Genomic DNA, 13,090 nt, shown 5'->3' with positions numbered 1-13,090 from the left:
AACCCCCGCCGTTGCTCTTACTTGGGTTCGTAATCCATGAAAACAGCAACTTCCGTTTGGCCGCTTCGGATGCGAACCTCACAGAGGTCTTTTCTCGTGATAAGTACAGCCGCTAAGGCGGCAATGCAGATAACGATAGCGATAAATATCGCTGTTTTTTGCTGTTTCATGGTTAGCGTCCTCTTGCCTTCTGGCACGTAAGAGGCTAATCTTATGTTGCGAAGCATAAAGAATTGGCCTCATTTCGATTTATAGTCGGATGGGGCTTTCTTCTATCTGCTCCAGCACGCCAGAGACAGATAGTCTCAAGCGCCCGCCCAGAATATACCAAAGTGAAATGTATATATCCATATCAATCACGCGGCTGGATAAATCAGTTTTAACTGTCCTTTTACCCCAAATGCCGCCATACAACGAGACTCAAAATCTTTATAGTCAGCGCAACCGTTAGCCAGCATTGTTACGGCTTTCAATTGTTCTTCCACCAGCTTTGATGCCTCTGGCTTAAGATATTGATGGATCTTCTCCCCGCTACCTTTAGCAGCTTCTTTCGCTTCGGCATAAACAACATCTGGCAATACAACCTGGTATACCCACTTGGATGTGATCGCACCAAACAGTGATGGAGTACCACCTACATGACCAAAATAAGGTAAGCCTGTCATTCTCGATAACGCCTGATAATAAGGCTCTTGGAACCGTTTTTCCCATGTCGTCGGCTCTTGATGGATGAGCAGATTGATAATCTGATCTTCGGTCAGTGTTCGGTTCTGTGATATCAACATGTTTTTAATATGTCTATCACATGCCCGGGCAAATTTAGGAGAGAGCCAACGAGCAAACTCAATGACCAGTTCAGGGTGAATCCATGTTCCACCGTTACGGCCTTTTTCTACGTTAACTAAAAGAGGAGAAATCTCCCCTTTAGAATTATACGCTTCAATATCAAGCTCTTGACCAACTTCCCTAATGTAATTCTTAGTTGAACCTAATTTCAGCCAGTCCTTTGTCAATTTGCCAAAGTGCTTGGCTGCCACTGTGGCATTAGCCCAACATGCATTACTGAATGGGAATAACTGTTTTTCATACTCCATTGGAAAGATATTATTCATGGCTTATTACCTGCTCAAAAATGAACCCTTGTCACACAGGAATACCAGCCCCAGAAGGCAGCCAACCACTGGCAGTCCTCAAGGGTGCATTTGTGAAAAGGTTCTGGGCTTTATTTGATTCGTGCGTGTGAAGCACATAAAAAACCCCGACGAATGTCAGGGCGTTAGGTGTTGTGACTGAGTGCACGTTCCATACTATCGACTAAATCGTCCATGACTGCGTGCATGGCTTGCACATCATCAATGGTATAAGTGCCATCCAGCATGTCAGACCATTTAGCCAGCGGCGGACAGGCATCACCGGCCCCCGTACAGGGACGCCAGAGAAACCAATTAATCGCGGGGTTTATTGATTCTGTGCTACTTCTGCGCCGTTTTCGCTCCCTGCGCTGAGCTGCCAGAAAGGGCCAATATTCTCCTTCAAGACCTTGCCAAGCAAGACAAGGTAATTCTGTACTTCATCCTGGAATAAATTTTCAGCAACTGGCACATTATCGGCATCACGCACGATCTTACCGTTCTTGATGCAAAGTTCCTTTAACCGATTCAATGATAATGTATCGGCTGTTGCCAGACTTACGGCCAACCCCATTTCAGTTGAACTGTCACTCATGGCTGGCAGTATTCCCTCCTTCGCTGCAATCTGTAACATCTCAAGCTGGTCTTTAGCTGACGCTGTTGCACCGCTAAAAATAGTGCCATTAATTTCAACTTCAATTTTTCTGCCCATTAATTAGGTTTCCTCTGAGTCTGCAAATTCAAATATAAATTGTTCATCACTCACACCGGTTTTACCGGCGCGGGTAGTCGAACCCCGGTTAACTAAAATCCCATCAAATCCGAGAATAGTTTCCGCCGTTCCCGTCTGAAAAAACGAGAATGTGGCATCTACCTTTGTTTTTTCTACAGCAATAATTTGACGGGCCTGTTCAGAGCCTGGAATTAAATTAATCGTCAGACGCTTGGGGCGGGTTGGGTTATCAAGACGGACTGAGGTTTTACCAATGCCGCGTTTTAATGTTGCTCGCGGCTCCAGGTCTTCAATAGTGATTGGCGGGTCAGTATCACCAAAATCATCAATGGGGATACCAAATACGGTTAGGTTAGCACCGTCAGCGCCGTATCTTTGCATAGACATAAATTACTCCACGTTAATATTAATTTCGGCCACATGACCGGCGCGGGCCAGAATGACAAGAAGAGAGGTAGACGGATATTGACGCTGTTTGCGCTGTGATGATGTCAAATTAAGCACATCTTCGGGTTTAGAGCGGAGTATAAAACCGAACTGCGCCACTTTCGTTTTGCCATCATCAGGATCAACATAGGAACCCGTTCCCAGTACGCCGTTGTTATAAAACCGCTTACAAGTATCGGAAATTGTCGTCAGCAATCCGCCGTAATCGCGCGGGGTGAGCGCACGTTTAGAGCCTGCTCCGGCAATATAGTTATAACCATCCACCTGAATATAATTTTTCAGCACATCCAGATTGACCACATCATCAATGAACTCGCCGTATGACGACATAGATTTACTGTTAATCACCCGGCTGTTATCTGTCTGACCTGTCAATTCAATCTGTGTGAAAAAGACGCTATTTTTGGCTTTCAATGCATTGTATGCGCTGGTTTTTAAATCATCACCGATAACACCGGGCAGCACTTGAAATTCCCCGGTAATAGCGGTGTTAATACCCGCAGGACGGAATTTATGAAATGCCGCAGCTAGCTGGATCATTGCATACGCTTGGGTCGGGTCTGTCTTCACTGATGACGGAGATTTATAACCAGCAAACACATGCCTGTTACCTTTGCTTTTTAGCACAGATATCACGTCATCTTTAATATTCGGGTCTACGATCCCTTCATCACTGAATGTTAACCAAACTGGATGACCATTAGCATCCGCCCAGTCAGCGATTGAAATCGCTGATTCTTTGGTTACGTCAGTATTTTTAAAGAAGTAGTGATACCGCCACAGTGCATCTGCCGCGCTATTCATGTTTTCAACAAGCGATTCAGTCGGGTTTTTCATCCAGACTGTAATCTGTGGTGGCTTGGGAATATTGGCGAAATAGCGGGTAGCAATGCGATAGATATCGCTGTCAGTTTTAAAATCTGCCGCAATACCTGACGTTGAATTGTAGTCTCGGAATGTACCCGCTTCGAATTTAACCTTATCAACCAAATCCGTTGCATCGGCAAATATCATGGCGCTTGAAAAATCCGCGTACCCAAGCCCTGCGGGGGTAAGTAGCAGATTGACAGGAATAATATTGTCTACAGAATAAGACATGAGAATACTTACCTCTCATCATTAATTTCAATTTTGAATCCGGCTGCCCGCAACAGGGAGTAGGATACGGTTTGTTCGATAAACAGATGAATGTCTGCCTGCCAGCGGGGTTGGATACCGGCTTGCAATATTCCTGTCAGATTTCGGCAATTACTCACGTAGCGCCAGGCTATTTTGTTGCGATATAAGAATTCGCTGACAGGAGTCTGGAAATTTGCATTATGCAACCGCATAATCGCACTATCCGCGCCCTCATTGAGAAAATTCACCGACACCATGAATTCCATTGATGTATAAGCAACTTCTTGCAAATCTTGCCAGTTATTTCCTAATGATGGGTCAAACTCCTCAATAGCCGGTGCAAATACCCGTTTCCTTCTTGTTTGTCCATATGCTCGGATGGGAGTAGGTTTATAAGTGACATATAATGATTTCGGCGGTGTTCTGCCTTGGTCAGCCAAGATCACTGCGTCAACACCGGATGCCAGTTTTAGCAATGACTGAAATACACTATGTAACTCTTCCAGGGTTTCCATCAGCCTATTCCCCGATATCGTTCAACAACCGCACGGCAAAAATTACGCCAGGGCCGATTGTCGCAAGACAGAACGCGCCATTTACGCATTGCCAATCCGTCACTGAATTCCAGCAAATCGGCAAATTTACCGTCGTCATCAGGCCAAATATAATTAACACCGTCATTGATATGCACCGACCGCACATCTTGTGGATTAGCCGTCCCCCCCATACCAATAAGTGTCTGAATATCTTTCCATGAAGCTGGCTGAACGTTAACAAGAGTGAGGGGAATTACCTGTGATTCTCCTTCCTGCCACGTTCCACCCGGCCCGGTATAATCACCACGTCCGGCGCGGATAAGTCGCACACCACCAGCAATAGGAGAATTAAATGTTGAATCGATATGCCCATGCATATCCAGACCATTGCCGAACATGATTAATCCTCTACAACATGGGTGATAGCGGCTCTCAAGATACCGTCATCAATCAACGGAGTAGATGATCCTTTGGCTTTCACTGTTGATTTTGCGTTTGCCGGTTCAATACCGGCTGAAATGGCTTCTTTGCAATATCCGGCAACTTTTGCACCGATTTGATCTAACATCTGGAATGCTGTTATATCGCCACGAGTGACTTGTTTTGTCAGTTTCATAAAAGCTTTCTTGATGTTGTCCTGATTCTGCCGAATTGGGACACGAAGAAATGAGCGTTCAGGTATGTTGATTGTGTGCGGCCCAGTGACACCCATTTGAAGTAATCCTTGTCCATTTTTCAAAAAACGAACTTTTCCATCCTTGGCAGATTTTTCATCCTTGTAGCCGTAGCTCGTACCACCCGGATGTTGAATTGTTGCGCCAAACTCATTCACTGCCCCGATAACAACTAAGGGGGTACCATCTTGCTCACCAGAACCGGCAGGCAGTCCCACTAGCACCCGACGCTTAGATGTCACCCGATCATGAATTTGGCGCAATTTCTGCGCCAGTTTATTTCCGCCCCGGACTTCTGCATTCAGCTTCATATCATCATTCCCCCAGTTCCCGCCCGTCGCCTTAATCGAAGAAATTCAAGGCCGTAAGAAGTTAACGGAAGATTGCCATTGATGATTAACTCATCAGAAGTGATAGAAGGAACAGCAAATGATGTTGACTCGTCACCAACTGATTTAGATGAAATAGCATAAGCCGCCCCCACATCTCCATTCGTGGCACGCTTACGCATCACCAACTGATGAGCAGCGAATGCAAACATACCGCGTTTTTTGATAGATGCAGGACGAGCATTGTATTTCAACCAGCGTTTACCTGTTTCTGAATCGCCCTCTTCAAGCGCCTGAATAACACTTTTATCAGACCATTCTTCAACGTTACTGAACTCCGGGTAGTACTCACGAAAATCAGTCACGATTTGCGCTGTAATTTCCATCTCTCCCCCTTAAAGCAAAAACCCGTCAGATTGACGGGTTATCGGCATTTTCTGACCGGGACGCTTGCTGTATTTCTTCACGCTTATCGTCAATGGCCTTTTGCAATGTAGATGCCTTTGCTGCTGCGGGAGCTTTCTTACCTATCAGAGTTTCATACTCCTCCCGCAGTGCGCCAATATCCTTGTCATCAGTATCAGCGTCATGGGTATCCAATACCTCTACACGCATCATCCCAGCCTGATGAAACAAGTGATCAATGAAATCACCATCAGCAAGAACGGAATGCCCTACGGGGATAGTGATTCGTTTACCGTTTGCATCTGTCACTGTTAGCGGCGACGTGTGTAAGTTAGTTAACTCATTCATCATTACACCCCATCAACATAATGCCCAGCTTTGGGAATACGCCACTCAGTGCCACCGGTACGTAAAAGCGCAGGGACTTTGAAGTTAATGTTATCGGCAGTAGCAGGAGCCAGAAAGCGCATTGGCATCACATCATGGCCTTTAACAACTCGCTTATCCTTCTTGTACACGGCCATGCGATCTTTGCCGCCTGCCCCGGTACCGTTAAGTAAAATGTCATCATCAAAATCCATATCCCGGAAATTGGTACGCAAAAACTCAAGCAACGTGACATTTGAGGCGTTCTGAGTTGATAACAGCGTGCGCATCAGCAACTGCATTTGCGTTGGTGGTAATACAAAAGTATTCGGACGATGAACTGTCATCGTATTGCTTAAGTAAACCTGACTATACGCCGCACCGAAAAAGTCAATAACTGGCTGCGTTCCCTTAGTTGGTATATCAGCAATCAATGCTTGCAGTGTGGCTTTTGCTGCCTCTGTTGACACATTTTTGCTAGTGTAAAGTCCCTCTCCAATGTCATCATGGCCGAGCAAGTAGATCTTATTCAGCCCTTGCTCTACCACATCACGCACCGCTTGCCCGCGCTCAGCATCAAGACTGATATTGTTCTGCATGGCGAAGCCAATTTCTTCCAGCGTGTAGGTATAACCCAACGCCGCCATTTTAATTTCTTGGAAACCTTGACTCATGGCAATGTCTACAGTAGGGACATCAGTAGAGTTTGGCCCAAATACCTGCAATTCACCGCGTGCATCTATCGAGCGGAAAGCTACGACCTTTATCCAGTCCGGTGCGCTATCGTCAAGAGGTAACAGTGTATTGTATTTGAACTGCGGGTATTCCATACGATAGATTTCGGACTCAATATAAGCCGCTTGCTGAACCAGAAAAGACAATGCAGCCACTGGGCTGACGTCAAAAACACTTTTTCTCATGAATTATTTCCCTTTACATAGACATTCAGAATGCCATCAACGCGAATTTCACCCATCTCACCCGCTTTCACGTTATCTACCCACCTCACTTGATTTAACACCAGTAGACCGGCCCCCATTCCTGTAGTCAGACGGCCTTGATCTGCCCCTTCTTTCAAAATGACACTAACAACTTGTCCTGCCTCAGCGCCATCAACGCAAAGCACATGCATTGGCCCACGATGAAGTACAGACGCGATATGATTGATGTCATAGCCGACCTGATAATTCGGCGGATTCGTCGGCATGCTGTTGCTAAATTCTGCTAATGTGCGAATAGTGAAACCGATAACCTGGTCGGCTGTGGTTGTTGCAGATACCGGGGCGCATGAACGTTCTTTAGTGCCACGCACTACCGCACGGCCAAATGGGATCAAGGCAGTTTCCACGCGGCGAGAAATTGCTTCATAAACATCAATCGTTGAAACCTGCCCTTCATACGCCTTACCACGAAACAGCGTAAAATTATTTTGAGCAATAGCCATTACTTTTTCTCCGGTTGTTTACCATAACGTTTATCCATCCACTCTTGCCGAGCGCTGTCGCGCATAGACTGGGCGTCAGTCGTCTTTGTTTTGCGCATGTCACGGCTGAAATTTTTCAGCGAATCATTAGCCTGTTGTTTTTCTTCTTCGGTCTCTTCGTCGTCCTCACCTTCCCGACGCTCTTCTTCTGCATCAAAATAAGCTGAAACGTATGTGTCCGGGGCTTTATCCCATGCAGTGTATTTGCGACATTTAATACCTGCGGCATCAAGTGCCGCACGTTTGATTTTCAATGGATCAGTTGAATCAAAGTTAAAACCTGTGCCCGCAATTTTCATTGCAGCATCACGCGCAGACATGACATCAGCGATACGCTTAGAGATTGAATCCTCAGAGGTTTTTTCCTTTAACTCCTCGATTTCATCGTCTTTAGCGTCGGCTTTAGCTTCTGCCTCTTCTTTTTCCTTTTCTGCCTCATCCTTAGCAGCTTCGGCCTTTTCTTTTTCTTCCTCTGCGTCTTTAACACGTTTTTTCAGTCCATCAATAGTGGATTGGATCAACTGCTGAGTTGCTTCATCAGTGACCGTTGCGTGTACGCCAGAATCGAGTACAACTTTAAACATGGGTGTTACTCCGGTGGGTGGTTTATGGTCAAATAATCGCGCACGATGTCCGGCTCTTGCCCGGTCACATAGCGCTATGTGATTAATAGTGATATCGCGTTGAATAAATTCGTAGGGTGCCCCGTCTGGTGAAGCGCCAGACGACTTTTCATATTCAGATGTGTATCCTGCGGATAATTCCGCCTTACCTCCGTTTATTGCGTCGATCGCATACTGATCTTTAATCAGCAAATCGACCACAACATAATCACCGTCTTGCCGCCCCGGTGATATTGCGTGTCCTGCTGTAACTCTTTTGAATGTAGTGGAGTCCACCAAGTCATCGGGATGATCGACTGTGATATCTACATTGTCATAACTCGCCAGGCTTTCAGGTGAAAAAACTTCTTCTGGGGGGCGGTAAACATTAACAATTTGACCGGGTGGCCTGTCCGTCAATCCCAGTTCGGAAGCTAGATATTGTTGAATACCGACACGCGCAACCCGCCCTGGGACTTTTAAATAACCCTCGGGAGTAATTTCTCGTTGGGATGTAACTGGAAAGGTCACGCGGTCACATACAGTAATCCGCATGTAATAATCCTATTTAATTAGTAATCAAGACCTTTGATTAATGGGGTGCCATTACAGCGACATTTAACATGTGCCCGGCCGGGGAATAGCCCTGTTTCACCCGCATAGCTTGCGCCACGTGACCAAAGATAAATGCCCCGGCCATATCCGGCATCAGCGCGGGCTATCATGAAACATTTAATTTTTGCATTGGGATATTTACCAGCCGGATTGCCGCTTACTCGCTGGTCTTGTGAGGTGTCCCAACGAAAACGATCAATACCGGCGGATTGCTGGCGCTTGCGTGTAATATCACTGTGTATTTTTAGCGTTTGGTCACTAGCTATTAGACGCGCTCGCTTATATGTCGCCCCGGTCACTGACTGAATATTTCGAACAATGTTAGTCAATGAGTCACCGCGCAAAATGCCGTCCATCACTTCGCGTTGAATATCATCAAAATAATCAGATGACAGTGATTTGATTAAAGCAACATTACTCTCAACTGATGCATCAAAATAATCAACGAGGGATTCATTGACCATTAATCCGGTCATATCAATACCGATAGCCCGGTTAATTTGCTCAACAAAGGCTTCGGAACTTTCCGATTCGGCCCGACTGACAACACGTTGCGCTAATCGTTCTGTCTGTTGTCCAAATGCTGAATTGAAAAACAACTCTGATGCTTGTCTGATGGCCTCTTTGATAATGTCAGTGAGATAGCTGTCAGCAGTATAACTGCGCCTGAGAACTGGCGTTAGCGCCTCATCGACCGCTTGCGCCATCTGTCTAACTATTTCACGTAATTGTGCACAGTAATAACGTTCGGTTTTGTCAGACGGCCTAATAGGTCTAATTGACGCTCTGCGCCTGACCGGTGTTTTCTTTATCAGATCCTGCAAGGTCTCCAAGCTTGAACTGATAATCACCGGCCCGCTCTGCTTCTTCGTCGTCAGCAAGTCGGGTAATATCTTCCTCTTCAATACCATAAACCCCTTGCTCCATTAGTTTACGTGCGACTTGTGACGGCTTGACCACTCTCTGATTTAAACGAATATCATCAGCCTGAGCATCAGCCAGTCGTTGTGCGGATATCTCTGTATCAGATGGCTGCGTAAGCGGTGCGAAAGAAAAATCCAGCCCATCGGGATATGTGCCCAGCGTTGAACGAATCAGCACTTCATCAATTTTTTCTAGAAATGGCCTGTATTCGGTTTCTTGATCACCTTTTATGTTATTGAAATAGTTGTTTTGATCTCCCTGCCCAGAATCACCCAATCCCTTTGCTTGTATACCAAAGAGCCTCGTCATCGGGATACCCGTTGCGCCGGAAGTCCATTCCATCAAGACATATAACACCTCAGCAAGTCCGCCAAATGAGATTTGTTTTCTGTCCAGCACTTCGCTTGAATCCAGCAATGCAATTCTGAACAGAGATTTCATCATGCCAAATGTGTTATAACGTTTTGCTATTGCATCATCCATGTCACCAGACGATAGGTCAGTAGACAAACCATCACGATTAATAGTGTCAATATTGGCTTCTTGAATCAGAGATGCGATACCACCTTTTGCAGAAGCAGCATCTTTGACGTCTTCCATGCAACGCCTCAGCCTACTATCATCCCAACCGCCATTAATCATACGCAAGCGCATGGGTAACGCCGCGCCTGGTGCTTTAATAAAATGACTGTAATGAATTTGCTGTGTACCGCCATTCACAACATAGTAGTCGGGCTGCATATAATTTTCTGACAATGGATTTGTCACATTATATTGCTGACCGTTAATAAACATACGGTCAAGTACTAACAGACGCTTAAGCGAACCTTTTTTGATTCTGTCTAACTCTAGCGGTCTATCAAATGGCTGATCTGTTATCAGTAATACGCCCGCGCCACCGTAAACCCCGGCCCACTTAAACGCTTCCTGAGTTACCTCTTTGACATTAAATAATTTCTCGGCATTACGAATAGCTGTAGCCTCATCAGATGAAAATGAGCGCCATTCGCGTGTGGCATCATCGACCGGGATGTCGATAATCGAGCGAGCTATCCAGTTCTCAATATAAGCTGCTTCTAACTCAGCAAAATCTTGCATCATTCCGAACATGAAACGATTGTACATACGCCTGTCACGTAATGTACCCATTCCTGTCATGACATTCGTGATGCCATCAGCAGTCAGGCGAATGCGTGGCTTACCGCCAAAATCTAATTGATTAAGCCCATTTGTCATAGCTGACGGTCCCATTAATTAATTCATTTTCTATTGCATCCATCATCGGATCTAACTGGTCATCATGTGTATTGAATTCAGTATTAATCCCTTCCATTTCAACAAGGAAGTCGCTCACCCAATCTGCTTTTGATGGAATGTAGATATATCCAGATTCAATCCATCCTTGTGTATCCATTAATCGCGTGAACTTATCTTTATTACGTTGTATAGCTTTTATCGGGCAAGTAGCATCCTTGCGTATACTCTGTATTAACCCGGTACCTGATGATTTATCTTCCACTGCCATGTATCTAAGCGGACTTTTATCCCTATGTTTTGATTTGTGCCAAAAAGCGACTGCACGCCGTTTCAATTCATCCGATTCCCATTTTCCACGGATTAGATCTATCAAATACAAGCGTCCATCTTCACCAAGTCCCCAATGTTCAAAAACAGAGAAGTCGTTCACTTCTTTTATTTTTTGCGCTGTATCAGCATAAATGACGCGCCATTTCAACGGAGGTAAGACCGTATACTCTTTGAACCACTCTGATTTGATTAAGCCGCCGCCTTTTGCGGTTGGACGTTGCTGATATAAGGCATTCCAGACCAACGAACCCCGTTGTTTACATTTATCGACGAAATCCTGTGGCATACGCTCGGGGAACAGGATTTCACCCGGCTTTCTCAAATTGTACGTTTTGCCGTTCAGGGCGTGGATCTCTTCCTTCTCTGCTTCCATTGGAAAGCTGACCACGCGCCATGACTCGCCGCCTTCATCTGCTAGCTTGAGTAATTGGCCTGCTAAGTCATTCTGATGCCAGCGCGTAAGAATAATCACGATGCCGTTTAGTTTCGGGTCAGCACGAGTAAAGAACGTGGTGTCATACCAGTCCATGACCGCTTCTTGATAGACCGGGGATGATGCTGTTTTATAATCTTTCGCCGGGTCATCAATGATACCGATATTCATCCCTTGCCCGGTGATACCGCCATTCACACCCGCAGCGCGATAAGAACCACCATGCAATTGACCTTTTGCATCCAGTACTTCCCACAACTCGGCTGTACGAATTGCCCCACCCCCCAGTGTCCTAATATTTGTGCCATTGAGCCGAGTGTTCGGAAATACATCTTGATATTTTTCTGTATCGATAATGCGCTGCGTGTCGCGTGACATGCGATTAGCCAGATCTGACGAGTATGAACAAGATATGATGTGCCATGTCGGATGTTTTCCTAACCCATAAGCAGGCAGTCGACGAGATGCTAATTCGCTCTTCCCCGAACGCGGGGGCGCAAATATCATCAGCCTCGGCATCTTGCCGTTCTCGACATCACTCAGAAACTGATCGAGCTCTAAACAAAGTAACTCATTAAACCAGCCCATTTCATACTGAGAATTTGTATAGAGCGTGAAATCCATCAGAGATGATCGGGCTTTCTCTATAGCCCTTCGTCTGTATGCTTCAAGAGTCTGTAAGTTTCTCATTAAGCTGACTTGAGCGGCGGCCATATCCGAACTCCTTTAGCCTTTCATCAAGTTGTTCATCCGTTAAGTCAATTTGTATCGGCCCGCCATCTTTACCCGTCAGCTCGGTCTTAACATTCTCACGGAACGCTTGAACGCTTACATGCTTACCAAGCAACTCAAGATTTTTAACTTTGTCCGGCCATTTGATTTTTTTAAGAATGCCGACAATTTCTCTATCATCGCCTCGCCCCTCAAACATCTCTGCTAAGTCAAAGCCGCTAAGGTAACGTCGCCATGTTGTCGGCCACTCATGTACCGACTTTAAGCTCATATCGTCATCAATGATGTCTAGTACGTCCATTTTGTCGATTTCGACTAAGCGACGAAGCACATATTCAGCATCGACTTTAACCACTTCATTACGATCTGACTTTAGTTCTGAAATCCGTTTTTGAATGTCAAGTTTTGACAGGTTTTCAGAGCCAATGCGGTTTGCAGTTTTTTCACTGTACCCCGCACGAATAGCCGCTTGAGTCGCATTCAAATCGACGAGGTACTCGCGACAAAACATTTCCTGCTTGTCTGTGAGTGCCATCTCTTTCCCTTAAATAAAATTGAAACAGTTGTAATCAGAACTTTCTACTTTCCGGTTTGATAAATCCCCGGCATTTTAAATACCGTCTCGGATTGAATCACTACTATCGAGCACTCTATCAGCAGAATGCTCTGAGTTAGTTACTTGTCTTCACCCGCTGATTGATATAACGCAAGCATACATTTTACGGCTTCATCTAACGTTTCTCGATACCATTTCGGTTCATTACTCGGCACGAGCTTGTTTTTTAATAAAACTTCTCGTTGTATCTTCGTGTAGTCATGCGCAAGTCTGAGAACTTCAACTTGAACAACGGGATCTAAGTCTGATAGATATCTCATTGATTTCTCCGATGTCCTCACTTTAGGGACGGCTTAACTGAACTGTATTTACTCGCCCATGCCTTAGCAATATGCAGACAGTCATCGTACATCTTGCCC

Annotated in this window: 17 protein-coding genes; all 17 read right to left on the bottom strand. The window is 45.5% G+C overall.

Going from position 1 to position 13,090, the window contains the following annotated elements:
- Window positions 1-17: 17 nt before the first annotated feature.
- The gene (locus tag Phpb_RS15165; protein ID WP_131817519.1) at window positions 18-170 is read right to left on the bottom strand and encodes a type I toxin-antitoxin system Hok/Gef family toxin; all 153 of its coding nucleotides are present in this window, start codon (window positions 168-170) and stop codon (window positions 18-20) included.
- Window positions 171-356: 186 nt separating this feature from the next.
- Entirely contained in the window at window positions 357-1,112 is a 756-nt protein-coding gene (locus Phpb_RS15160) for a KilA-N domain-containing protein (protein ID WP_065391062.1), read from the bottom strand.
- Between the two features lie 346 nt (window positions 1,113-1,458).
- Window positions 1,459-1,842, bottom strand: coding sequence for a phage tail assembly chaperone (locus Phpb_RS15155; RefSeq protein ID WP_065391061.1), 384 nt, complete (start codon window positions 1,840-1,842; stop codon window positions 1,459-1,461).
- A 3-nt stretch (window positions 1,843-1,845) separates the two neighbouring features.
- A complete protein-coding gene (locus Phpb_RS15150) occupies window positions 1,846-2,250 on the bottom strand; it encodes a hypothetical protein (protein WP_040154593.1) in 405 nt (134 codons plus the stop codon).
- A gap of 3 nt (window positions 2,251-2,253) precedes the next feature.
- Entirely contained in the window at window positions 2,254-3,408 is a 1,155-nt protein-coding gene (locus tag Phpb_RS15145; RefSeq protein WP_065391060.1) for a DUF3383 family protein, read from the bottom strand.
- A gap of 8 nt (window positions 3,409-3,416) precedes the next feature.
- Window positions 3,417-3,944 carry a phage neck terminator protein gene (locus Phpb_RS15140; RefSeq protein ID WP_065391059.1) on the bottom strand — a complete coding sequence of 176 codons (528 nt, stop codon included), beginning with the start codon at window positions 3,942-3,944 and terminating at the stop codon, window positions 3,417-3,419.
- Window positions 3,944-4,363 (bottom strand): hypothetical protein, encoded by a 420-nt coding sequence (locus Phpb_RS15135; protein WP_040154618.1) that lies wholly within the window; start codon window positions 4,361-4,363, stop codon window positions 3,944-3,946. The genes Phpb_RS15140 and Phpb_RS15135 overlap by 1 nt, the downstream gene beginning before the upstream one ends.
- Window positions 4,364-4,365: 2 nt before the next feature.
- Window positions 4,366-4,950 carry a hypothetical protein gene (locus Phpb_RS15130; RefSeq protein ID WP_065391058.1) on the bottom strand — a complete coding sequence of 195 codons (585 nt, stop codon included), beginning with the start codon at window positions 4,948-4,950 and terminating at the stop codon, window positions 4,366-4,368.
- The gene (locus Phpb_RS15125; RefSeq protein ID WP_065391057.1) at window positions 4,947-5,354 is read right to left on the bottom strand and encodes a DUF4054 domain-containing protein; all 408 of its coding nucleotides are present in this window, start codon (window positions 5,352-5,354) and stop codon (window positions 4,947-4,949) included. Before Phpb_RS15125 ends, Phpb_RS15130 begins: the two co-directional genes overlap by 4 nt.
- A gap of 25 nt (window positions 5,355-5,379) precedes the next feature.
- Entirely contained in the window at window positions 5,380-5,724 is a 345-nt protein-coding gene (locus Phpb_RS15120) for a hypothetical protein (protein WP_240492563.1), read from the bottom strand.
- Window positions 5,724-6,659, bottom strand: coding sequence for a DUF2184 domain-containing protein (locus Phpb_RS15115; protein ID WP_040154623.1), 936 nt, complete (start codon window positions 6,657-6,659; stop codon window positions 5,724-5,726). Before Phpb_RS15115 ends, Phpb_RS15120 begins: the two co-directional genes overlap by 1 nt.
- Window positions 6,656-7,183, bottom strand: a complete 528-nt coding sequence (locus Phpb_RS15110; RefSeq protein WP_065391055.1) for a structural cement protein Gp24 — start codon at window positions 7,181-7,183, stop codon at window positions 6,656-6,658. The genes Phpb_RS15115 and Phpb_RS15110 overlap by 4 nt, the downstream gene beginning before the upstream one ends.
- Complete coding sequence (locus tag Phpb_RS15105) at window positions 7,183-8,379, bottom strand: DUF2213 domain-containing protein (protein WP_065391054.1); 1,197 nt, start codon at window positions 8,377-8,379, stop codon at window positions 7,183-7,185. Before Phpb_RS15105 ends, Phpb_RS15110 begins: the two co-directional genes overlap by 1 nt.
- 17 nt (window positions 8,380-8,396) lie before the next feature.
- Window positions 8,397-9,146 carry a phage minor head protein gene (locus Phpb_RS15100; protein ID WP_065391053.1) on the bottom strand — a complete coding sequence of 250 codons (750 nt, stop codon included), beginning with the start codon at window positions 9,144-9,146 and terminating at the stop codon, window positions 8,397-8,399.
- 67 nt (window positions 9,147-9,213) lie between these two features.
- The gene (locus Phpb_RS15095; RefSeq protein ID WP_065391052.1) at window positions 9,214-10,599 is read right to left on the bottom strand and encodes a DUF1073 domain-containing protein; all 1,386 of its coding nucleotides are present in this window, start codon (window positions 10,597-10,599) and stop codon (window positions 9,214-9,216) included.
- Window positions 10,583-12,097: a phage terminase large subunit gene (terL, locus tag Phpb_RS15090; protein ID WP_082302596.1), complete on the bottom strand. Its 1,515-nt coding sequence runs from the start codon at window positions 12,095-12,097 to the stop codon at window positions 10,583-10,585. Before terL ends, Phpb_RS15095 begins: the two co-directional genes overlap by 17 nt.
- Complete coding sequence (locus Phpb_RS15085; protein ID WP_065391051.1) at window positions 12,051-12,650, bottom strand: terminase small subunit; 600 nt, start codon at window positions 12,648-12,650, stop codon at window positions 12,051-12,053. The genes terL and Phpb_RS15085 overlap by 47 nt, the downstream gene beginning before the upstream one ends.
- Window positions 12,651-13,090 lie beyond the last annotated feature (440 nt).

The sequence above is a fragment of the Photorhabdus namnaonensis genome (assembly GCF_001684335.1).
Lineage (GTDB): Bacteria > Pseudomonadota > Gammaproteobacteria > Enterobacterales > Enterobacteriaceae > Photorhabdus > Photorhabdus namnaonensis.
Note: the sequence above shows the minus strand (reverse complement) of the source record. Positions and strands in the feature narration are given on the sequence as shown.